This is a genomic window from Streptomyces sp. ISL-99, from assembly GCF_018614005.1.
GTDB classification, from domain to species: domain Bacteria; phylum Actinomycetota; class Actinomycetes; order Streptomycetales; family Streptomycetaceae; genus Streptomyces; species Streptomyces flavidovirens.
In genome coordinates this window covers 1-22,954 of sequence record NZ_JAGGPC010000007.1, presented here as the reverse complement: position 1 = coordinate 22,954, position 22,954 = coordinate 1, and the positions used below count along the sequence as shown (strand labels likewise).

Genomic DNA, 22,954 nt, shown 5'->3' with positions numbered 1-22,954 from the left:
CCTCCCCCGCTCCTCAAGCGAGCGGAAGCCCCCGTCCGCTCGGGTGAGCGGAGCAGGGGGCTTGCCACAGCCGGGCCACCGGCGGCGTCCGTCACGCCGCCGCCGGCACCCGTACCTCTGCCGGAGTAAGGGCGATCTCCAGGACCTGGCGGACATCCGTCACCGGGTGGATCTCCAGCTTGTCGAGGATCTCGGCCGGGACGTCGTCCAGGTCGGCCTCGTTCCGCTTCGGGATCACGACCGTCGTCGTACCCGCCCGGTGCGCCGCCAGCAGCTTCTGCTTCAGGCCGCCGATCGGCAGGACGCGCCCGGTCAGGGACACCTCGCCCGTCATGGCCACGTCCGTACGGACCAGCCGCCCGGACAGCAGCGACGCGAGGGCCGTCGTCATCGTGATGCCCGCGCTCGGGCCGTCCTTCGGCACCGCGCCCGCCGGGAAGTGGATGTGTACGCCACGGTCCTTCAGGTCGGCGACCGGCAGCTCCAGTTCCGCGCCGTGCGAGCGGAGGAAGGAGAGCGCGATCTGGGCGGACTCCTTCATGACGTCGCCGAGCTGGCCCGTGAGGGTGAGACCGGCGCCGCCCGTCTCCTCGTCCGCGAGCGACGCCTCGACGAAGAGCACGTCACCGCCCGCGCCCGTGACGGCGAGACCGGTGGCCACGCCCGGAACCGCCGTGCGGCGCTCCGACGGGTCCTGGGCCGACTCGGGGACGTGGTGAGGCCGGCCGATCAGGGCGCGGAGGTCACCGTCCGTGATCGTGAGCGGCAGCTCCTGCTCGCCGAGCTCGTGCTTGGCCGCCACCTTGCGCAGGAGGCGTGCCACCGACCGCTCCAGGTTCCGTACGCCCGCCTCACGGGTGTACTCGCCCGCCAGCTTGCGCAGCGCGGACTCGTCCAGCGTCACCTCGCCCGGCTCCAGGCCCGACCGCTCCAGCTGGCGCGGCAGCAGGTGGTCGCGGGCGATGACGACCTTCTCGTCCTCCGTGTAGCCGTCGAGCCTGACCAGCTCCATGCGGTCGAGCAGCGCCTCCGGGATGGCTTCCAGGACGTTGGCGGTGGCGAGGAACACCACATCCGACAGGTCCAGCTCGACCTCCAGATAGTGGTCGCGGAAGGTGTGGTTCTGGGCGGGGTCGAGGACTTCGAGGAGCGCCGCGGCAGGGTCGCCGCGGAAGTCGGACCCCACCTTGTCGATCTCGTCGAGGAGGACGACGGGGTTCATCGACCCGGCTTCCTTGATGGCGCGCACGATGCGCCCCGGAAGAGCCCCGACGTACGTACGACGGTGTCCGCGGATCTCCGCCTCGTCGCGTACGCCGCCGAGCGCGACCCGTACGAACTTGCGGCCCATCGCGTGCGCGACGGACTCGCCGAGCGACGTCTTGCCGACGCCGGGCGGCCCGACCAACGCGAGCACGGCGCCGCCGCGACGACCGCCGACCACACCGAGTCCGCGGTCGGCCCGGCGCTTGCGCACGGCGAGGTACTCGGTGATGCGCTCCTTCACGTCGTCCAGGCCGGCGTGCTCGGCGTCCAGGACCGCCTTGGCGCTCCGGATGTCGTACTGGTCCTCGGTCCGCTCGGTCCACGGCAGCTCAAGAACGGTGTCGAGCCAGGTCCGGATCCAGGACCCCTCGGGGGACTGGTCGGACGACCGCTCCAGCTTGTCGACTTCCTTGAGGGCGGCTTCACGCACCTTCTCGGGGAGGTCGGCGGCCTCGACGCGGGCCCGGTAGTCGTCGGACTCGTCCTCGCCGTCCTTGCCGTTGATCTCGCGCAGTTCCTTGCGTACGGCGTCGAGCTGGCGGCGCAGCAGGAACTCGCGCTGCTGCTTGTCCACGCCCTCCTGCACGTCCTTGGCGATGGACTCGGCGACGTCCTGCTCGGCCAGGTGCTCGCTGAGCCACTTCACGGCGAGCTTGAGCCGGAGCACCGGGTCGGCGGTCTCGAGGAGCTCGACCTTCTGGGGGGTGGTGAGGAAGGGCGAGTAACCGGAGTTGTCGGCGAGGGCGGAGACGTCCTCGATCTGCTGGACGCGGTCGACGACCTGCCAGGCGCCGCGCTTCTTCAGCCAGCTGGTGGCGAGTGCTTTGTACTCCTTGACCAGCTCGGTGACCGCTCCGGGGAGGGGATCGGGCACCGCCTCGTCGACGCCCGTGCCTTCGACCCACAGCGCGGCGCCGGGTCCGGTCGTCCCGGCACCGATCCGCACGCGGCTGCGGCCACGGATCAGGGCGCCTGGGTCACCGTCGGAAAGCCGCCCGACCTGCTCGACCGTGCCCAGGACGCCGATCGCGGCGTACGTACCGTCGATGCGCGGAACGAGCAGGACCTGCGGCTTGTTGCCACTGGAACGGGCGGCGGCCTGGGCGGCCTCCACGGCGGCGCGTACGTCGGTGTCGGAGAGGTCCAGGGGCACCACCATTCCCGGCAGCACGACCTCGTCATCGAGCGGCAGCACGGGCAGGGTGAGCGGATTGGACGTCGATGCCATGATCTCCCCTTCGGCAGTGAACTTGAGCTATGCCGACTCAATGCTTCTGCGCGTCCGAATGTTCCCGGACGCGCGGCCGTTCGCTGTCAGCGATCAACGCGTGTCCTTTACGCCACCACTCACAGCGGACCCGGAAGCGCCCGTCCCAGGCGTGCGAGCGGGGACAGAGCCATCAGGACGGGAGACAACATCATGCCCGCGGCCGTCACCAGGAGACTGGTGCGCAACCCCCACTCCATCGCGAGAAACCCGCCGAGCAGGGAGCCGAGCGGGGCCATCCCCATGCCGACAAACGTGATCGTCGCGGCCGCGCGGCCCTGCATCCCGTCCGGAGTGACGGCCTGCCGCACCGCCATGACCGTGACATTCACCAACTGGCCGGCGGTGCCGAACACGAAGTTGATCGCCAGGAGCGCGGAAACCGTCACCGCCGAGGAGCCGTGCAGCGCGGGCACACACAGGAACATCGCCGTCGCCGAGTGCCGCCGCGGACACGAGCACCGTGCCGTAACCGAACCGGCTCGGCAGGCGGGCGGCCAGCATCGAGCCCAGGAGCGCGCCCGGTCCCGTCGCCGCGCCGAGTGAGGTGCCCGTCCTGTGAGCGCCGCGAAGCCGGCAGCCACCACGCCGCCACCGATCGCCGCCACGCCGACCGGCGGGCCCGCCCCCAGGCCGACCCTCAGGCCCGCACTCGTGTCCGCTCGCAGGCCCGCCCGCAGACCCGCCGCCCACCCCCTGGCCGCCGCGAAACGCCTCCTCCCCCACGCCCGCTCCCGCGCCTTCCCCCTCACCCTGGCCTCGGTCGTCGGTATCGCGGCGGCCGCCGCCTGGGCCACCGACTGGCTGGAGGACCGTCCGTACTTCGACCACACCGCCCGCGTCCCGGTCCTGGCGCTCGCGCCGCTGCTCGTCACCGCCGCGGTCGGTGCGGGCCTGTACTCGCACAGCGAGGAACTGGATCGCACCTCGTACGCCCCTGGTGGCCGCGGCGGCTGGCGCATCTGCTCGCGCTCACGCTTCTCGCCACCGGGCTGCTCGCCCTCGCCGTGCCCGGCCACCCCGAAGAGTTCGGCGCGCCCGCCATGGTCCGTAACGTCCTGGATGCGACCGGCGTGACAGCGGCGGGGGCCGCCCTCCTGGGGGCACGGCTGAGCTGGCTGCCGATGACGGTGTACGGAGGGGCGGTATAGCTGGCCGCTCCGCGCGAGCCCGGCGGCGCCGCCGCCGTGTGGGCGTGGTCGATGCAGCCGGGACCGCAGGTGACCGCCTGGGTGGTGGCGGGTGTGGCGTTCGTGGCGGGAGTGGCGCTCTATGTACGCCGCGGGGCGCGCCCCGAAGGCCCGCGCACCTGACCCCCGGCGTCCCGCTCCCGACTCGCGGCTGGCCGGAAACCGCCCCGGCCCCACCCCCGCCATGAATCAAACGGTTTGTTCCCGCCCTCCCCGCGACGCCAGGATTGCCCCGAAACAGCAACACGGAAAGAACCCTTCCCGGAGGTTTCCCATGGCCATGCAGGCTCCGTACGCCATCACCCTCGACCGGCGCGAGGGCCCGTACGGCGAAGTCGTTCTGCGGGAGCGCGGAGAGCACTTCGAGATCATCGCCAACGGCTGCTTCCTGATGGACACCTCCGACGGCCGCTCGGAGCGCCTCCTCGTCGACGCCGCCCTGAACGCACTCGACGCACCTCATAACGCACAGGGCACCTCCCCCTCCCTCCTCATCGGCGGCCTCGGTGTCGGCTTCTCGCTCGCCCGCGCCGCCGCGCAGTCCCGCTGGGGTCGGATCGTGGTCGTCGAGCGTGAGCAGGCGATCATCGACTGGCACCGCGCGGGCCCGCTGGCGCGGATCTCGCGCGACGCGCTCACGGATCCGCGATGCGAGATCATTCACACCGATCTCGTGGATTACGTCCGCGAAAACCAGATCGGGAGCCTTGGTACGTACCAGGACACCTACGACGCCCTCTGCCTCGATATCGACAATGGCCCGGACTGGACCGTCACCGACGACAACGCCAATCTCTACTCCCCGCAGGGACTTGCGGGGTGCATGAGACGGCTGAGACCAGGAGGAATCCTCGCCGTCTGGTCGGCCAAACCGTCCCCCGCCTTCGAGGACGCATTGCGGAATGCCGGATTCAACTTGGTTCGGACTGAAGAGATCCAAGTTGCCCGAGGCGTTCCTGACGTGGTCCATCTCGCGGTTCGCCCTGCGTAGCCGGGACCCTGTCAGTGCATCTACGCTGCTGCCTTACACGTGGGATCTAGCAGAGAACTCCCAGGGGCGGGGCAATGGAGCAGACACACACCAGCCACAACGGCCTCGCGGCCACTCCGGGCGCTCAGCGCCGGGTGCTGGTCGTCGAGGACGACGCGACCATCGTCGACGCCATTGCTGCGCGACTTCGCGCCGAGGGCTTCCAGGTGCAGACGGCCGCCGACGGTCCTGCGGCGGTCGACGCCGCCGAGGCGTGGCAGCCCGACCTGATGGTTCTCGACATCATGCTGCCGGGCTTCGACGGGCTGGAAGTCTGCCGCCGCGTGCAGGCTCAGCGGCCCGTGCCGGTCCTGATGCTGACGGCACGCGACGACGAGACCGACATGCTGGTCGGGCTCGGGGTCGGCGCCGACGACTACATGACCAAGCCGTTCTCCATGCGCGAACTCGCGGCGCGGGTGCATGTCCTGCTGCGCCGCGTCGAGCGGGCGACCCTCGCCGCCTCGACGCCGCGCAGCGGCATCCTGCGCCTCGGCGAGCTGGAGATCGACCACGCGCAGCGCCGCGTGCGGGTGCGGGGTGACGACGTTCACCTGACGCCGACCGAGTTCGACCTGCTGGTGTGCCTGGCGAACACGCCGCGCGCCGTGCTCTCGCGCGAGCAGCTGCTCGCCGAGGTGTGGGACTGGGCGGACGCGTCGGGCACCAGGACCGTCGACAGCCACATCAAGGCGCTGCGCCGCAAGATCGGCGCGGAGCGGATCCGTACGGTGCACGGCGTGGGGTACGCACTGGAGACTCCACCCGCATGACCAGGCCGGTCAGCGGGAGCGGGAGCCGGAACGCGAGCGGGAACAGGAACGGGAACGGGCTGCGTCCCTTCTCGATCAAGACCAAGCTCGGCACGCTCGTCGTCGTCTCGGTCTTCATCACCACCGGTCTGATCCTGGTGGCGCTCCGCACCAAGACGGAGCTGCGCTTCATCACGGTCTTCTCGGTCATCGCCTCGATGCTGATCACCCAGTTCGTGGCGCACAGCCTGACCTCCCCGCTGGACGAGATGACGACGGTGGCCAAGTCCATCGCGCACGGCGACTACACCCGGCGGGTGCGCGGCGCGGGCCGTCGCGACGAGCTGGGTGACCTGGCGGCCACGATCAACCGCATGGCGGACGATCTGGAGGCCGTGGACCGGCACCGCAAGGAATTGGTCGCCAATGTCTCGCACGAGCTGAGAACCCCCATCGCGGGGCTGAGAGCGGTACTGGAGAACGTCGTGGACGGGGTGTCCGCCGCGGACCCCGAGACGATGCGTACGGCGCTCAAACAGACCGAGCGCCTCGGCCGGCTGGTCGAGACGCTGCTCGACCTCTCTCGCCTCGACAACGGCGTCGTACCGCTGAAGGCGCACCGCTTCGAGGTCTGGCCGTACCTCTCGGGCGTGCTCAAGGAGGTCAATGTGATCGCCTCGCAGCGCGGTCTGGCCTCCGGGTCCGGCAGTCATACGCGTACCGACGTACATCTGCACCTGGACGTCTCACCGCCCGAGCTGACCGCGCACGCGGACGTCGAGCGGCTGCACCAGGTCGTCGCCAACCTCCTCGACAACGCGGTCAAGCACAGCCCCCCGCACGGCCGTGTCACCGTGCGCGCACGGCGCGGCCCGCAGCCCGAGAGCCTGGACCTGGAGGTCCTGGACGAGGGGCCGGGCATACCCGAGTCCGAATGGCACCGGGTCTTCGAGCGTTTCAACCGGGGCAGCCTGCCCGCCCCGCACGGTCCCGGCAGCGACGGCGGTACGGGCCTGGGCCTCGCGATCGCCCGCTGGGCGGTCGATCTGCACGGCGGACGGATCGGTGTGGCCGAATCCGCGCGCGGCTGCCGGATCCAGGTCACTCTTCCGGGGAAGCCCGCTACTCGTCAGTTGACGTAGGGTCGAACCGGAGGGACACGTTCTGCGTGTCTGTCCTTGGGGGTTCGGCCCAAAGTGGGCCGTAACCACGGTCCGTCCTGTCCGGACCGCAGCGGATCGCACCGGAACCACGCTTGTTTCCCGCCATTCCAGGCGCCGAAACCAGCGCTCCGATGTGACTTACGCGACGGAAGGCCCGCCCGGCCTGCACCTCTCGGCCGGGGAGGCGTAGCCTTTATTTCCGCTGTCCATCACCTTGCGAAGCGGAAGAGGGCGGTTAACGCCGTGTCGTCTCAGTCCCCCAGTAGCCCGAGCGTCTCGACCGACCAAGACGGGCAAGGGAAGAACCCTGCCGCTGCCTTCGGTCCCAATGAGTGGCTCGTCGACGAGATCTACCAGCAGTACCTCCAGGACCCGAATTCGGTCGACCGCGCCTGGTGGGACTTCTTCGCCGACTACAAGCCCGGATCCACCCCGGCGGCTGAGAAGTCCGCCACCCCCGAGGCCACCCCCGAAGCCGAAGACGTGACCGGGGCCGCCGCACAGCCGGCCCAGGCCGCCGCCCCGGCACCTGCCACACCCGCCGCGCCCGCCACCCCGGCGACGCCCGCGGCCACCCAGCCGGCCCCCGCCGCGGCGAAGCCCGCGGCCCAGGCCGCGCCCGCCACGACGGCACCCTCCGCCAAGCCCGCCTCCGCCCCCGCACCGGCCGCCGCACAGCAGGCCGGCGCGAAGGCGAAGACCGAGCCGAAGGCGGAGCCCGCCAAGGAGGCCCCCGAGGGCCCCGAGTACGTGACGCTGCGCGGCCCGTCCGCGGCCGTCGCCAAGAACATGAACGCCTCACTCGAACTGCCCACGGCCACGTCCGTGCGCGCCGTCCCGGTGAAGCTGCTGTTCGACAACCGCATCGTCATCAACAACCACCTCAAGCGCGCCCGGGGCGGGAAGGTCTCCTTCACGCACCTCATCGGGTTCGCGATGGTGCAGGCCCTCAAGGCCATGCCGTCGATGAACTACTCCTTCGCGGAGAAGGACGGCAAGCCGACCCTGGTCAAGCCCCCGCACGTCAACCTGGGCCTGGCCATCGACCTGGTCAAGCCCAACGGTGACCGCCAGCTCGTCGTCGCGGCCATCAAGAAGGCCGAGACGCTCAACTTCTTCGAGTTCTGGCAGGCGTACGAGGACATCGTCCGCCGCGCCCGCGCGAACAAGCTGACGATGGACGACTTCACCGGCGTCACCGCGTCGCTGACGAACCCCGGCGGCATCGGCACCGTCCACTCCGTGCCCCGCCTGATGCCCGGACAGGGCCTCATCATGGGCGTCGGCGCGATGGACTACCCGGCCGAGTTCCAGGGCACCTCGCAGGACACCCTGAACAAGCTGGGCATCTCCAAGGTCATGACCCTGACCTCGACGTACGACCACCGGGTCATCCAGGGCGCCGCCTCCGGCGAGTTCCTGCGGGTCCTCGCCAACCTGCTCCTCGGCGAGAACGGCTTCTACGACGACATCTTCGAGGCCCTGCGGATCCCGTACGAGCCGGTCCGCTGGCTCAAGGACATCGACGTCTCGCACGACGACGACGTCACCAAGGCCGCCCGCGTCTTCGAGCTGATCCACTCCTACCGGGTCCGCGGCCACGTCATGGCCGACACCGACCCGCTGGAGTACAAGCAGCGCAAGCACCCCGACCTGGACATCAACGAGCACGGCCTCACGCTCTGGGACCTGGAGCGCGAGTTCGCCGTCGGCGGTTTCGCCGGCAAGTCGATGATGAAGCTGCGCGACATCCTCGGTGTCCTGCGCGACTCGTACGTCCGGACCGTCGGCGTCGAGTTCATGCACATCCAGGACCCGAAGCAGCGCAAGTGGATCCAGGACCGCGTGGAGCGGCCGCACGCCAAGCCGGAGCGCGAGGAGCAGCTTCGCATCCTGCGCCGCCTGAACGCCGCCGAGGCGTTCGAGACGTTCCTGCAGACGAAGTACGTCGGCCAGAAGCGCTTCTCCCTGGAGGGCGGCGAGTCCGTCATCCCGCTGCTCGACGCGGTCATCGACAGCGCGGCGGAGTCCCGGCTCGACGAGGTCGTCATCGGCATGGCCCACCGCGGCCGCCTCAACGTCCTGGCGAACATCGTCGGCAAGTCGTACGCGCAGATCTTCCGGGAGTTCGAGGGCAACCTCGACCCGAAGTCGATGCACGGCTCCGGCGACGTGAAGTACCACCTGGGCGCCGAGGGCACCTTCACCGGTCTCGACGGCGAGCAGATCAAGGTCTCGCTCGTCGCGAACCCCTCGCACCTGGAGGCGGTCGACCCGGTCCTGGAGGGTGTCGCCCGCGCCAAGCAGGACGTCATCAACAAGGGCGGTACGGACTTCACGGTCCTGCCCGTCGCGCTCCACGGTGACGCGGCCTTCGCCGGCCAGGGCGTCGTCGCCGAGACGCTCAACATGTCGCAGCTGCGGGGCTACCGCACCGGCGGCACGGTCCACATCGTCATCAACAACCAGGTCGGCTTCACCGCCGCCCCGGAGTCGTCGCGTTCGTCGATGTACGCGACCGACGTGGCCCGCATGATCGAGGCGCCGATCTTCCACGTGAACGGCGACGACCCGGAGGCCGTGGTCCGCGTCGCGCGGCTCGCCTTCGAGTTCCGTCAGTCCTTCAACAAGGACGTCGTGATCGACCTCATCTGCTACCGCCGCCGCGGTCACAACGAGGGCGACAACCCGCAGTTCACCAACCCGCAGATGTACACGCTGATCGACGTGAAGCGCTCGGTGCGCAAGCTCTACACCGAGTCGCTCATCGGTCGCGGCGACATCACGCTGGAAGAGGCCGAGCAGGCACTCCAGGACTTCCAGGGCCAGCTGGAGAAGGTCTTCGCAGAGGTCCGCGAGGCCACCTCGAACCCGGCTCCCGCCCACACCCCGGAGGTCCAGGCCGAGTTCCCGGTGGCCGTCGCCACGGCGGTCTCCCAGGAGGTCGTCAAGCGGATCGCCGAGTCCCAGGTCAACATCCCCGACCGGATCACCGTCCACCCCCGCCTGATGCCGCAGATGCAGCGCCGCGCGGCCTCGGTGGAGGACGGCACGATCGACTGGGGCATGGGCGAGACCCTCGCCATCGGCTCGCTGCTGATGGAGGGCGTCCCGGTCCGGCTGTCCGGCCAGGACACCCGCCGCGGTACGTTCGGCCAGCGCCACGCGGTGCTCGTCGACCAGAACACCGGCGAGGACTACACCCCGCTCCAGTACCTCTCCGAGGACCAGGCCCGCTACAACGTCTACGACTCGCTGCTCTCCGAGTACGCGTGCATGGGCTTCGAGTACGGCTACTCGCTCGCCCGGCCCGAGTCGCTGGTCATGTGGGAGGCCCAGTTCGGTGACTTCGTCAACGGCGCGCAGACCGTCGTCGACGAGTTCATCTCCTCCGCCGAGCAGAAGTGGGGCCAGACGTCCGGCGTCACGCTCCTGCTTCCGCACGGTTACGAGGGCCAGGGCCCGGACCACTCGTCGGCCCGTCCCGAGCGCTTCCTCCAGATGTGCGCGCAGGACAACATGACGGTCGCCATGCCGACCCTGCCGTCGAACTACTTCCACCTGCTGCGCTGGCAGGTCCACAACCCGCACCACAAGCCGCTCATCGTCTTCACCCCGAAGTCGATGCTGCGTCTGAAGGCGGCGGCGTCGAAGGCCGAGGAGTTCACCACCGGCGGCTTCCGCCCGGTGATCGGCGACACGGCCATGGACCCGGCCGCCGTCCGCAAGGTCGTCTTCTGCGCCGGCAAGGTCTACTACGACCTGGACGCCGAGCGTCAGAAGCGCGGCAACACGGACACCGCCATCATCCGTCTGGAACGCCTGTACCCGCTGCCGGGCAAGGAGGTCCAGGAGGAGATCGCGAAGTACCCGAACGCCGAGAAGTACCTGTGGGCGCAGGAGGAGCCGGCGAACCAGGGTGCGTGGCCGTTCATCGCGCTCAACCTGATCGACCACCTCGACCTGGCGGTCGGCGCCGACATCCCGCACGGCGAGCGCCTGCGGCGCATCTCGCGCCCGCACGGCTCGTCCCCGGCGGTCGGCTCGGCCAAGCGCCACCAGGCGGAGCAGCAGCAGCTGCTGAACGAGGTCTTCGAGGCCTGATCAGCGCCTGTACGCCCCGGAGGGCCCGGCACCGCAGCGATGCGGTGCCGGGCCCTCCGGCGTACGGCGAACAAGAACCGGGCCTACCCCAGGTACGCCTCGAAGTCCCAGTACGGGCGGTTGCGCTGGCGTGCGGAGAGCGTGTGCGGGTGCTGGGCGCCGAGGGTGCGGGTCAGCGTCAGCAGGGCGTCCGCCTCGACCTTGTCGGCCTCCTCGTGTTCCCGCAGGGCCCGCAGGTCACCGGCGAGCGCGGTCTGGCAGGAGAGGGTGAGCGGGTGTTCGTCGCCGAGCACCTGGCGTGACCTGCGCAGCGTGTCGCGGCTGAGGTCGGCGGCGTCCGCGACCCTGCCGTTGAAGTTGCGGCCGCCCGAGGCGTTGAGGGCGCAGCCCAGTACCCAGGGATGGTCGGCCCCGAGGGTGGCGGTCAGGCCCGCGAGCGCGGACTCGAACATGGACATGGCCTCGCCCCGGTCACCGGCCGCCTGCATCACCAGGCCGGTGTTGGCGAGCATGCCGGTCGCCACGGGGTGGGCGGGTCCGAGCAGCGCCCGGTATCCGGCCTCCGCCTCGGCGATCAGGTCCTTGGCCCTGGCCAGGTCGCCGTGCTCGCGCTGGTAGTTTCCGTAGTCGTTGATGAACGACAGGGTGGTGTAGTGGGTCCGGCCCTGCACCTGCTCCATCTGTTCCATCAGGCTGTCCATCAGCATGCCGACGTCCTGCGGAAAGCCGCCTTCGCGCCGCCGGGCGAGCGCGAGCTGCTTGCGCGCGGACAGGGTCTGCGGGTGCAGCGGGCCGAGGATCTGCACATGGAGCCGTACGACCGGCTCCTGGCGGGCCACTGCGTCGCGGTAGAGGCCAAGCAGCCGCAGACCGTGGGCGATGGCGTTGCCGGAGTTGAGGGTCGTGATGTGCCGGGCGCGCAGTACGCTCTCGCGGCGGCTGAGGGTCTCCTGGTCGAGTTCGTACGCTTCCCGGTAGCGCCCCAGCAGGCGCAGCCCGACACCGAGGTTGTGCCGCGCGCTGAGGGAGATCAGCTCGTTCCCACCGAGCAGCCGTTCCGCGTCCTCCAGCACCTGCCGCTGGAGCTCCAGCGCTTCCTCGTACCGGCCCAGGCGGCGCAGGCTGCCGGCCAGACCGCTGTTGACGCTGAGTTCGCCGAGTTCGTCACGCGGCTGTGCGGCGCGCAGCCGGTCCCGCAGGGCGCGCCCCAGCTCGTACGCCTCACGGTTGCTGCCCGCGGCGAGCAGCAGGTTGGTCTGCTGCGTCGTCAGGTCGATCATCTGCTGGTCCAGCGGATCCATGAACGTCGTCCAGTAGTTCCGGATCTTCTCGGCGAGCCGGGTGCCGGCCGTGAACTCGCCGCTGCGCACGCAGTAGCGCAGGCAGTTCAGTACGGCGGCCTGGACGCGGCTGTTGCGGCTGCTGAGCGCGCCGGACGGTTCCAGGTGGGGCAGCAGCTCGGCGTACTGGGGCCATTGCCTGCTGTCGAGCGGGTTGCCGGGGTCGGCCTCGGCCAGCAGGGTGCGTACGGCCTTGCGGTGGGCGTCGCGGTGCTCGTCGTTGGTGAGCCGGGACACAATGTCGTGGACGAGCCGGTGCATGTGCACGGTCTCCTGGTGCGGCCCCATCTCGGTGTTGACCGGGCCCCGGCTCTCCCGGGTGAGCACCGAGTAGTTGACGAGGGTGTCCAGGGCACGGGTCCAGGCGGGCAGGTCGGTGCTCATCCACCGCAGGTCCTCGGGGAGGTCGGCCTGTGGGTAGGCGCGGGCGAGTCCGAGCGGGATGCGGCCGGGGGCGAAGGACGCGCACAGGCTGAGGACTTCGACCGCTTGCGGCTGCGTGCGGCGCAGCCGGTTGATGAGGATCGACCAGGAGGTGAGCGAGGAGTGCGGGAAGCCGTCCCCCACGGGCTCGTCGACGGCGGACAGCCGGCCCTCGCGGACCATGCGCAGGTACTCCGGAACCTCCATCCGGGACTCGCCGAGCCAGGACGCCGCCTGGACGAGCGGCAGCGGTACGTCGCTGAACTCGGCGGCGACCTCGTCGGCCTGCGCCGAGGTGATGTGCGGGGCGCGGCGCATCAGGTAGGCGGTGGACTCGGCGCGGTCGAAGGAGGGCACTTCGAGTACGTCGGTGTGGTCGCCCCAGCCCCGGTTGCGGGAGGTCACGATGGTGTGTCCGGGGCCGTGCGGCAGCAGGACGTTCGCGCCCTCGGTGTCGTCCCAGCCGTCGAAGATGACGAGCCAGCGGCTGTACGGTTCACCGCGTCGCAGTGCGTCGCGCACGGCACGGATGCGCTCGCCGGGTTCGCTGCCGCTGTGCAGGACCAGTTCGGCGGCGAGTTCGCCGAAGCGGTCGCGCTGGATGTTGCGGTCGTCGGAGTTGACCCACCAGATGACGTCGTAGTCGGTGCTGAATCGGTGGGCGTACTCGGCGGCGATCTGGGTCTTGCCGATGCCGGACATGCCGAGGAGGGTGCAGGCGGAGTTGCCGCGTTCGGCTTCCGTCAGGCGTGACTGCAGCTCGGTGAGGAGATCGTCGCGGCCGGTGAACCGGCCGTTCCGGCGCGGGACCTCGCCCCAGATCTCGGGGGGTGTGTTCGGGAAGCGGGAGCTGATGGCCGGGGAGCGGCGGCCCGCGCCGCGCCGGTACTCGATGCCGAGCCGGCCCAGGAGCCGCTCCTCGGCCTCGTCCTCACCGGTGCCCCACAGGCTGACGGGTTCGAGTACCGCGGTGGCGGGCGGCAGTTGGCGGTTGGTGAGGTTGACGGCGGCGAACCGTTCGGCCTGGTCCGCCACATACCCGCGCAGGACGTCGTTCCACTCGCCCGGGGCGCGGGGCCCCAGCTCGAAGAACCAGTCGTTGAGGACGAGCAGAACGCGGCCGGTCGACAGCAGGAGGTCACCGAGCGCTTCCTCCAGCGGCACCTCGCGCGGCGGGTCCCAGCGCTGGAGCGTGACCCGGCGGCCGTGTGCTTCCAGGCGCTGCGCGATCCAGTTGGCCCACGGCCGGTGATATCCGGGGAAGACCACGAGGAAATGCTCGGGCCCGTTCTGGCCGCCACGGTCCCCCGCCGCACCGGTCCCGCCCGACCGCCGCTGATCCACCATCTGTACGTCTCCCTGTCTCGCGCTGCTGTCCCGCGCTCTGCCCGCGCCCGCTCGACCAAGCGTCACGGTCGCTTGACACAGTGTCACCCAAAGGCCGGCGGCGACGCGCCGAGGCTCGCGTAATGCTCTTTCATGCCTCCGGTGAACTGCCGTCCTTCGTTGGTCAGTTCATCGGACTCCTGAAGTATGGACAAGGCTTCCGCGACCTGTTCGCGATGCTGCGCGAACTGCTCCCCGGCCCGTCGGCGCCAGGCCGCCGGGGCGCCGGGGCCGGTCGCGGCGCGCCGCCACAGGTCGGTCAGGGCCAGGTGGGCGTACGCGCCCTGCAGGACGCCCGCCACCGGCCGCGGGTCGGACCGCCAGCCGACCCGGTGCAGCCCGTCGCCGCCCGGCCGGTACAGCGGTACGCGCTCATGGAGTGCGGCCATTTTGGTGTGGTGCGTCTCGTGGACCAGCACCTCGGCGAACTCACGGGGCCCGGCCGGCAGAGACGTCAGCACACCGCCCGGTGCGGCCCGCAGGGTGGCACTCATCGGGTGCCGTCCGTCGTACGCCGTCGTGGTCACGGGGGCGAGCGGCACCAGGACGCGCTGCAGGGCCCGTATCTCGGCGACCCGCCCGGGGTCGGTGCCCTCGATCAGCGCGAGGGCCTGGCGCCACAGGCGCGCCCAGGGCTCCTGGGCGACGGTGGTCCGGTCCGCCGCGTGCATGGCGATGGCGCCGATGCCGCGCGGCGGCACCCGGTAGGGGTCGAGGTCGTCGAGTACCGCGATACCGCCGTCCAGCACCCGCAGCCCCGACCAGCCGGGCCCGCCGCCCGCCATCCGGCCCCGGCCGCCGGTGGACCGCAGCAGGAGTGCGCCGGACGGGCCGCCGCCGGTGATGCGCACGGTGCGTCCGCGGGCGTGCAGTTCGGCCCGGTGCGAGGGACAGCGCAGGGCGCCGAGTCCTGGCAGGGAGAGCAGCCCGGCGGGAGCGTCGAGGGTGACGCGCAGGTCGCAGCCCGCGCGCAGGGCGGCGGTGGCGGCGATGGAGCCGAAGTACGCCAGATGCCGGTCGAGGGCGGGCCCTTCGGGCGCGGTGAGGGCCCCGGCCAGCCAGACGCCGGTCAGCGGGTAGTCGAGGACGTCGCGGACCGGGGCGGGGTCGCGTCGTTCCGCGTACTCCAGCAACTGCCAGTGCCGGCCGAAGCGTTCACGCGCCGCGGGGGAGGCACTGGCCGGCTGCCGGTCGATGCGGGCGAGCAGGGACTTGAGCAGCAGGAGCCGCCGGGCATGCAGCCCGGCCCGTAACGCGCTGGTGCAGGCGGCATCGGGCCGTGTGCGGGCGAGCTGGTGCAAGAGGGCCGCCGGAAGGGGAGCCAGGCTCATCCGGGCCCCCCGGCGGCGGCCTTCCCGCCGTGGCGGCCGGGACCGGTTGGCCGTGCCATCCATCTGACCGGAAAGTGCCGTTGCCCGGCGTCAGATCGGGTCCGCCTCCGACCACCAGGCTTCGGCGAGCTCCCAGGGCCGGTCCAGCACCCGGCGGACCGCCTCGGTAACTTCCGGATCGTCCATGGTGCGTAAAGTCCGCAGGTCAAGCTCTGTGAGGTCGGGCACGGCCGGTAGCTGCCCGGCGTCCCGCCCCTGGCCGGCAACCACGGTGTTCCTGTGCGACACGCCCGACTCCCTCCTGCCGGCACCCGTCCCGCACGGCCGCAGCGGCTGCCCAGTTCTTCCCGACACCGGGGAAACAGAAACATGTTCGACTTCACTCCGGTCAACCGGTCCTCACCCCGGTGAACGGCCATCCTGGGGGCGCCAGTTGCCGCCGGTCCGCCTCGCTCAACGACTGATCACCGGCCCGGACCTCCGCTCCCCGGCCCGCCTCCGCGAGCCGTCGCAGCCGCTCCTGCGGCGCCGCCGCCTCGCGCCAGTCCACCGCGACGAGGGACGCGATCAGCCGCTGCCAGCGCTCGTGCGCCTGCTCGAAAGCCCGGCGTGCGGCTCCGGTGCGGCCCATGAACTCCAGCACGCAGCCCTGGGCGTATACGGCCCGTACCGCCGTGACCGAGCCCGGCCGGTCCCCGTGCGCGCCGTCGGCGTCGCGCTGCGCGCTCTCGTACGCCTGGAGGGCGTCCGACAGCAGCGTCGCGGCCGACACATGGGCGAGTTCGAACCGCACCCGGCCGAGCGCCAGCCACGCCTGCGCCCGTACGCCGGGGTCCGTCAGCCGCTTCGCGGCCTCCTCCAGCAGGTGGCGGCCCTCGTAGAGGTCGGGGAGGAAGCCGATCCGCTGGAAGCGGAGCGCCAGCGCGCTGCCGAGCAGCAGGTGCAGTGTGCTGCGGGACGGTGAGCGGGCGGGCATCCCGGCGAGCGCTTCGCGCAGGACGCTCTCCGCCCGGCCTACGGTGTCCTCTCCGGCCGCCGCCGGCTCGGCGGCGGCGCGGTGCAGCAGCGACTCGCCCCATTCGGTGAGCAGTTCGCAGCGACGGGCGCTGTCGGGCGGCGCGAGGCCGGAGGCGCTCTCGTACGCGCGGTCGGCGGCGGTGTGGTCGTCCGCCGCGTCGTGCAGGCGGGCCTGGGCGGTCAGGCAGCGCAGGCGCAGTACCGGATCTTCGCCGACGGCCTGTTCGGCGCGGGCCAGGACCTCGGCGGTGCCGGCGTGCGGGGCGCCGGCGGCGCGCAGGGCGTCGGCGAGGTCGAGGAGGGCGGGGCAGCGGTGGCTGTCGGGGGCGTCTTCGGCGTCCAGCAGGTCACATCCCGTGCGGAGTTCACGTACAGCCTCTTCGGCCCGCTGCTGCGCGAGCAGCAGCCGCCCCCGGCGCAGGTGCAGGGTCCTGCGGGACGCGGCGGGCCAGGCGGAGGCGTCGCCCGCGAGCGCGTCCAGGCCCGCGGCGAGGTGCTGTGGGTCGGGCGTCTCCCGCCACAGGGCGTGGTGCGCGGCGGCGAGTTCCAGGCAGGCGTCGGCCCGGTCCTGGGTGTCCCGCGGTGCGCGGTCGCGGGCTTCGGCGAGGGTGCGGGCCGCGCGCAGGAGCAGTTCGCGGCTCCGTTCGGTGCCCCGGACCGCCGGAGCGCCCGCTTCCGCGAGCAGGACCCGCCCCAGCACAAGACCGGCCCGCGCCGCCCCGGCCGCACCCGTCCCGGCTCCGCCGGCGACCTGGCCGCCGTCGCGCAGCGCGGCCTCCGCGCGCTCGCGGGCACGGCGGAGCAGGGACGGGTCGGCCTGGGAGCGCCACTGGCCCAGGAGGCGTTCGGCCTCGGCCAGCGGTACGGGGGTGATGAGGTCGGGCTGGTAGAAGCGGAGCACCCGGGCGGGGATCTCGGCGAACAGTTCGGGCTCGGCGCCGGGCCCGTCGTCCTCCGCGTCCGCTCCTTGCTCCCACGGGAGATCGGGAGGCGTCTCGGCGCCGCGCTCGGACAGCCTGGCGGCCGCGAGCGCCGAGAAGTTGCGGGCCCCCTTGCCGAAGTGGCGTTCGACGTACGAGGAGCAGTGCTTGAGCACCAGCGCCGCCGCGTCCTGCCCCAGCGAGTTCAGCAGCAGCTCCTGCACGCCGTCCGCGTAGACGTAACACGGCGTGGAGTCCGGTCCCGGCAGCTGCCTGAGCAGGCCGCCGAGCAGCACCTCGGCGAGCTCCATCGGGCCGGTGTCGGGCAGCATCGCCCGCTGTACGAGCTGCATCACGGGCAGGGTGAGGGGCGCCGCCGCGAGGTGGACGGCGAGGCGCACACCACCGGGCGACGCGTTCGCCCGGAAGGCGCGCAGAAGTTCGTCGGCGCTGCGGCCGTGCGGCACGGGGAACGGCGGGGCGGGCGGGACGAGTTGTCGGCCGGGGGTCGCGGCGTCGGTCCAGGCCGCCCAGCCGCGCACCGTACTGCCGCCGTGGTCGGACAGCAGCCGCGCCCAGGACGCGAACGCCTCGGGTGTGGGCGGGAGTACGGGCACCGGCCTGGCCGTCGCCTCCAGCGGCTCCCACGGCTCGTCGTCGGGAACGAAGGCCGTACGCCCGCCGGCGCCCGCCGCCCGCACCAGAAGACCGGGCTCGGCGGGCAGTGCGGTACGGGCCCACAGGCGGGGCGGCAGCGGCTGTACGACGGCCAGCGGTGAGCTGCGCGGCCACTGGTGGATGAGCCGCTGCGCACGGCCCTGCTGCCACAGCGGGCCGACGCAGTCGCTGACGACGAGGGTGAGCCTGCGGCCCGTCGGGTCGTGGAACTGGTCGGCGGGGCGCATCCTGGTGTGGCCGCCCGGCCCGGTCGTGGTGCCGACGAGGGGCGCGCCGCCGTCCTCGGCGTCGTACAGCTGATGGACCTGCACGTCCCGGAAGACCCCGGACTGCTGGCAGGCCTGCCGCAGCTCCTCGACCATGCGTTCCCAGACGGCCATCGCGGGCCCGGTGTCCATGAGCAGCTGGATGTCCACGCGGCGCCGCTCGGAGGGTCGCAGCACGGGGCACAGGACGCCGGACATGGCGCTGCGCTCGGCGGTGGCGTCCTCGTCGAGCCGCCCGTCGGCGGTGGGGCGCGCGGCGGCGGTGTAGTGGCGCAGGGGCCGCAGGGCGCGTTGCAGGCTGAGCAGGCCGGGCAGCGCGGCGGCGGCCGGCGCGCGTACGGGAAAGGCGGAGGCGGCGCTCGGGGAGCCTCCCGTCCGCCGCGTCCCCCGGCTGCCGGGCGCGTAGAGCGGTACGGGGCCGGGGTCCGGGGACAGGCCGGGGGCGTCGGCCTCGGGTGCGTCGGCGCCGGAGTCCGGGCCGGCCGTCGCGGGCGGGGCCGCCCGCCCGTCCCGGCCGGTCCGGCTGTGGCCGGTGTCCTCGCCCGGCTCCCCGGGGTCGCCGGAGGCGCCCGTCGGCTTACGGCCCGACGGAAGCCACTGAGCCAGCCAGACGGCGTCCGCGACCTCCTCGGCCGTGGGGTCGAGGCCGCCGCTCCTCAGCCTGCCGACAAGTTCCCCCAGGTCCATCCGGCACTCACCTCGGGCGGTCGAGTGGTCGCATGAGCATTTCGGCGATGCGCTCCCGCGTGACGCGCTCCGCGCGCGGGGCGTGCTGGGTGAGGTAGAGGGCGTTGAGCAGCTGGTCAGCGGCGATGATCTCGCCGGGTTCACGGCCGAGGAACCGCTCGATCAGGTCCCGTCCCTCGGTCGCCGCCTCACTGCCGAGGTGCGCCTCGACCATGGCTGTGAGCTGCTCCTCGCCGGGCGGTTCCAGCTCAAGCTGGATGCAGCGGCGCAGCAGCGCGGCGGGGAAGTCCCGCTCGCCGTTGGAGGTGAGGACGATGAACGGGAAGGTGGTGCAGCGGACCCGGCCGCCGCGTACCGCCACCTTGCGGCCGTCGTCGGTCAGGACGTCGACGACCGGCTCGCGGTCGGCGATGCGCTCCAGCTCGGGGATGGCGAACTCGCCTTCCTCCAGGGCGTTCAGCAGGTCGTTGGGCAGGTCGAGGTCGCTCTTGTCGAGCTCGTCGACGAGCAGTACGCGCGGCTGGTCGGACGGCAGCAGCGCGGTGCCGAGCGGTCCGAGGCGTACGTACGAGCCGATACTGGACGCCGCGGAGGGCGCTGCCGTCGCCGCCTCGCCCTGTGCCCGCTCCAGCTGTACGTCCTGGAGGCGGCCGATGGCGTCGTAACGGTAGAGCCCGTCCTGGAGGACGGAGCGGCTGACGATCGGCCAGCGCAGGACACGTCCGAGGCCGAGTTCGTGGGCAACCGCCTGAGCGAGGGTCGATTTCCCGGTCCCCGGATTTCCCGTCACCAGCAGCGGCCGGCGCAGATACAGGGCCGCGTTGACCGCGTCGACCTCGGCGGGCCTCGGGTGGTGGTTCTCCACCAGCCGGCGCTGGACGCCGAGCCTGCGGGCGGCGCTCGGGTCGGTGGCCCCGGGGTCGGCGGGGTCGGCATCGGAGCCGACGGCGGCGAAATCACGCCAGGGGGGCGGTCCGGGTAACCGCTGCACTCCGTCGTGCGGCAGTCCCGCGCCGCGGTAGATCCGCCAGTCTGTCACTGAGTTTCACCTCGCGGGTAGCTGGGGACGGAGCCCGGACCGGCGGTCGCACGGCCGCCGGGGCTGCTGACGTTACCGTTCAGGGCCTGCTCTGCCGACACCGATTCCGGTCCGGTTCCCCTGATTTGACGACTCATCACGTACCGTTCCCGTCAATCCTGGGCGGCACCTGGAGCGGCACGCCGTCGTACGGTGGACGGTCCGGCGGATCGAAGAGTACGGCGACGGACCCGGCCCAGGCCGCTTCCGCCACCGTGTCGGGTGTCGCGTCGGGGTCCATGGAGATGATCCGCAGGGCGCGTATGTGCCGGTGCAGCCCGTCCGCGCCGTCGGCCCGCCCCAGCAGTTCCTGGGCGCGTACGTGGAACTCCATGCAGTCGCTGTGCTCCTGGCCGCACCTGCGCCACAGCGCCAGCGGGTGCCCGGCGGCGAGCGCGGCGGCCATCGCGTCGAGCCCGTCGCCGCTGCCGACCGGCCCGCAGTACACGGGTACCGTGCCGTCCTCGGCGTCGGACAGTCTCGCGTACGCCGCCCGGCGGGTCTCCCTGCGCGAGCCGGGGCCGTGGCCGGACGCGGGGACCTCGCCACGCAGCGGTACGACGGCGAGCGGACCTCGCACGGCGGCCTTCCAGCGGCGGCGCCATTCGGGGCTGGCGGGGCGGTCGAGGCGCTTGCGGTCGCGTATGACGACGATGCGGCGCTCCCCCAGCGCCATGCTGTGCTCGTCGAAGTCGTCGCCGTCCGCGTCGTCGGGCGCGAGCCGCCAGGTGTCGAGCGGTTCGTCGAACAGCTCGCGCGGCAGGAGTGCCTCCACCGAGGCGAGGTGCTCGCCGGCGTCGCCGAGGCGCAGGGCGCGGGCGAGAGGTTCGCGAAGGGTCTCGCGGAGGTGGCGGCGGGGCACGCCGCGGTCGTCGCCGCACACCGGCTCGACGCCCCGTCCGTCGAAGAGGAGTTTGACGCGCCACGGGTAGCGGTCGCCGTAGTGCACCGGGTCGACCTCGACGAGCACATCGGCGCGGGCGTGCCCGGCCGGTCTCTCCCGGGCGGACTCGAACCCGGCGACAGGGGCGGGCACTTCACCGAGGTCCAGGACTTCGGCGATCTCCTCGCGGATCGCGAGGTGCGCGGATTCGGCCTGCGTGGGGATCCACTCGGCGAGTGCGGTGAGGGCGGCGGCGTCGGGGCGTTCGGCGCCGCCCCTGCCCGCGAGGTGCCTGACGACCTTGGCGGCGTACAGCAGCACCGACTCGACGTCCCGGTCGCGCCCGGTCTCGTGACGGGGCAGATCGTGCAGCAGGCCGGCTCCGTCGCGCCAGGTGCGCGGGTCGTGTTCGACAGGTGACTGGTACTCGCTGTGCAGGACGCGGCGCTTGACCTCGTCCACGAGGGCCATGACCTCGCCGGGCCCGGCGGGCGGCGGCAGTTCGGCCAGCCGGCCGAAGAGGTGGGCGCGCGCGGCGGGCAGGAAGCCCGGAGCGCCTTTGCGCAGGTCGGCCTGGGCTCTGGTCCAGCCGCCGCCGGCGGCCGCGGTGCTGCGAAAGCGCCGCAGGTGGTGGCGGTCGTGCTCGCGCAGGACGGTGTGGATGATCTCGCCGCCCCGCAGGTCGTGCAGTTCGCGCAGCGCGGTGATGGGTACGGCGGCTCCTTCGTGCTCCCCGCGCCCCTTGTTCATCCCGATGACGGCGCCGTGCTTCAGGTCGACGACGGGGCCGCCCGAGCAGCCCTCCACGGGCAGACTGCCCCGCAGCAGCAGTGCCTTGCCGTCGGTGGCGTGCGCCGTGCCGACGCCGTGCCGTATGCCGAGGTCGCCGGTCTCCCTGGACCAGCCGTGGAGGCTTACGTCGGCGGGGATGGCCGGGGGACGCTCGCTGAGCCAGACGCAGGCGGCGTCCAGCGCGTCCGGCACGTGGACCAGGGCGATGTCGGGGAACTCCCAGCGGTACGGCGGCTCTTCGGGGTCGGCGGGGCGGGGCTTGGCGAGGACCACCTCTCCCGTGGTCTCCCCGCCCTGCCAGGTGATGCCGAGCGCACGCTCACCCCTCCACACGGCGGCCTCCCCCTTTCCCACGACATGGGCGCAGGTCAGCACCCAGCCGGGGGCGATGAAGAATCCGCTGCCCCAGTAGTGGGCGCCGTGCGGGTCATACCCGCCTCCGGGCGCGGCAATGCGTACGAGCGAGGGGCGCACGATCTCGTCGAAGACGTTCACGGCGCGCTCATGCTCCGCCACGGGCCGGCGAACCGGGTCCTGACCCCGGCCCCGCGGCAGGGTCCGCGACCGGGTGCGCCCCCGGGTCCGCCGCCGGGTCCGCCGCCGGATCGGCCACCGGTTCGGTCCACGTCAGGGAGACGGTGACGGACGCCTTGCCGCCGCCGTCCGCGAGGACCCCGATCACCTTGCCGGACTGGGCGGACAGCTCGATGCCGAAGGTCACGGCGACCTCGACGGGTGCGGCGGGTTGCAGCCCGGCGCGCAGCGAGCGCACCACACCCTGTACGACGTCGGTCAGTCCGCCCGCCATGGAGACGACCCGGTCGCCGATCCCGGTGTCCCGGTAACCGCCGCCCCGGTCGAGCTCCTGCGCCTCACTGACACGGGCCCAGACGACGGTCCCGTCGTCGAGCCGAACCTGTGCGATCCCATTGGCCACAGCGTCCCCCGCTCCCCCACGCGATGAACAGTGAAGGTTAATCGCTGCAGGGTACGAGCGCGAGGGACTGAGGGATCAGTGCCTATCCTGGCTTGGAACAACCCCTGTCCGAACCCCCGTCCGACCCTCTGTCCCACCCCACGGAGCAACACCTTGTACTTCACCGATCGCGGCATCGAGGAGCTGGAGAAGCGGCGCGGCGAGGAGGAAGTCACCTTCGAGTGGCTCGCCGAGCAGCTGCGTACGTTCGTCGACCTCAACCCGGACTTCGAGGTGCCGGTCGAGCGCCTCGCGACCTGGCTGGCCCGCCTGGACGACGAGGACGACGAGGAGTAGCACCGGCGGCGGCGCACCGCGGGCGCACGGGCGCGGCCATGGGCGCGGGCCTGGGCGCGGGCCGGTGGCGCGTCAGTCCCGGGCGTGGGCCGGCGCCACGTCCGGCGC

13 protein-coding genes and 1 pseudogene are annotated in these 22,954 nt (G+C 72.1%); 6 read left to right on the top strand and 8 right to left on the bottom strand.

Annotated elements, in window-relative coordinates:
- Positions 1-91: 91 nt before the first annotated feature.
- Together lon and J7E91_RS04285 are read right to left on the bottom strand one after the other, a co-directional pair.
- Positions 92-2,494 (bottom strand): endopeptidase La, encoded by a 2,403-nt coding sequence (lon, locus tag J7E91_RS04290; protein ID WP_214899239.1) that lies wholly within the window; start codon positions 2,492-2,494, stop codon positions 92-94.
- A gap of 119 nt (positions 2,495-2,613) precedes the next feature.
- A pseudogene (locus J7E91_RS04285) lies at positions 2,614-3,103 on the bottom strand (MFS transporter); the annotation flags it as partial.
- On the opposite strand from J7E91_RS04285, the gene J7E91_RS36950 reads away from it, so the two are divergent.
- The 5 genes from J7E91_RS36950 to J7E91_RS04260 all read left to right on the top strand — a co-directional run bounded on the left by J7E91_RS36950 (position 3,092) and on the right by J7E91_RS04260 (position 10,772).
- Positions 3,092-3,610, top strand: coding sequence for a hypothetical protein (locus tag J7E91_RS36950; RefSeq protein WP_308376051.1), 519 nt, complete (start codon positions 3,092-3,094; stop codon positions 3,608-3,610). The pseudogene J7E91_RS04285 and the gene J7E91_RS36950 overlap by 12 nt on opposite strands.
- A 387-nt stretch (positions 3,611-3,997) precedes the next feature.
- A complete protein-coding gene (locus J7E91_RS04275; RefSeq protein WP_214899237.1) occupies positions 3,998-4,714 on the top strand; it encodes a spermidine synthase in 717 nt (238 codons plus the stop codon).
- 74 nt (positions 4,715-4,788) lie between these two features.
- On the top strand, positions 4,789-5,526 hold the full coding sequence (locus J7E91_RS04270) for a response regulator transcription factor (RefSeq protein ID WP_028811692.1): 738 nt from the start codon (positions 4,789-4,791) through the stop codon (positions 5,524-5,526).
- Positions 5,523-6,647, top strand: coding sequence for a HAMP domain-containing sensor histidine kinase (locus tag J7E91_RS04265; protein WP_214899235.1), 1,125 nt, complete (start codon positions 5,523-5,525; stop codon positions 6,645-6,647). Before J7E91_RS04270 ends, J7E91_RS04265 begins: the two co-directional genes overlap by 4 nt.
- 264 nt (positions 6,648-6,911) lie before the next feature.
- Positions 6,912-10,772: a multifunctional oxoglutarate decarboxylase/oxoglutarate dehydrogenase thiamine pyrophosphate-binding subunit/dihydrolipoyllysine-residue succinyltransferase subunit gene (locus J7E91_RS04260; protein WP_214899233.1), complete on the top strand. Its 3,861-nt coding sequence runs from the start codon at positions 6,912-6,914 to the stop codon at positions 10,770-10,772.
- Positions 10,773-10,855: 83 nt separating this feature from the next.
- Here J7E91_RS04260 and fxsT read toward each other — a convergent pair whose 3' ends face one another.
- The 6 genes from fxsT to J7E91_RS04230 all read right to left on the bottom strand — a co-directional run bounded on the left by fxsT (position 10,856) and on the right by J7E91_RS04230 (position 22,510).
- Positions 10,856-13,882: an FxSxx-COOH system tetratricopeptide repeat protein gene (fxsT, locus tag J7E91_RS04255; protein WP_214899231.1), complete on the bottom strand. Its 3,027-nt coding sequence runs from the start codon at positions 13,880-13,882 to the stop codon at positions 10,856-10,858.
- Between the two features lie 83 nt (positions 13,883-13,965).
- Positions 13,966-15,252, bottom strand: a complete 1,287-nt coding sequence (locus J7E91_RS04250; RefSeq protein WP_214899229.1) for an HEXXH motif-containing putative peptide modification protein — start codon at positions 15,250-15,252, stop codon at positions 13,966-13,968.
- Between the two features lie 388 nt (positions 15,253-15,640).
- A complete protein-coding gene (locus tag J7E91_RS04245; protein ID WP_214899228.1) occupies positions 15,641-18,820 on the bottom strand; it encodes an SAV_2336 N-terminal domain-related protein in 3,180 nt (1,059 codons plus the stop codon).
- A gap of 7 nt (positions 18,821-18,827) precedes the next feature.
- Positions 18,828-19,859 (bottom strand): MoxR family ATPase, encoded by a 1,032-nt coding sequence (locus J7E91_RS04240; protein ID WP_214899227.1) that lies wholly within the window; start codon positions 19,857-19,859, stop codon positions 18,828-18,830.
- 136 nt (positions 19,860-19,995) lie between these two features.
- A complete protein-coding gene (locus J7E91_RS04235; protein WP_308376017.1) occupies positions 19,996-22,089 on the bottom strand; it encodes a trypsin-like peptidase domain-containing protein in 2,094 nt (697 codons plus the stop codon).
- Positions 22,076-22,510: a CU044_2847 family protein gene (locus J7E91_RS04230; RefSeq protein ID WP_214899226.1), complete on the bottom strand. Its 435-nt coding sequence runs from the start codon at positions 22,508-22,510 to the stop codon at positions 22,076-22,078. Before J7E91_RS04230 ends, J7E91_RS04235 begins: the two co-directional genes overlap by 14 nt.
- A gap of 153 nt (positions 22,511-22,663) precedes the next feature.
- Between J7E91_RS04230 and J7E91_RS04225 the strand changes: the two genes are divergently transcribed.
- Positions 22,664-22,846, top strand: coding sequence for a DUF6104 family protein (locus J7E91_RS04225; protein ID WP_005312030.1), 183 nt, complete (start codon positions 22,664-22,666; stop codon positions 22,844-22,846).
- Positions 22,847-22,954: the final 108 nt, after the last annotated feature.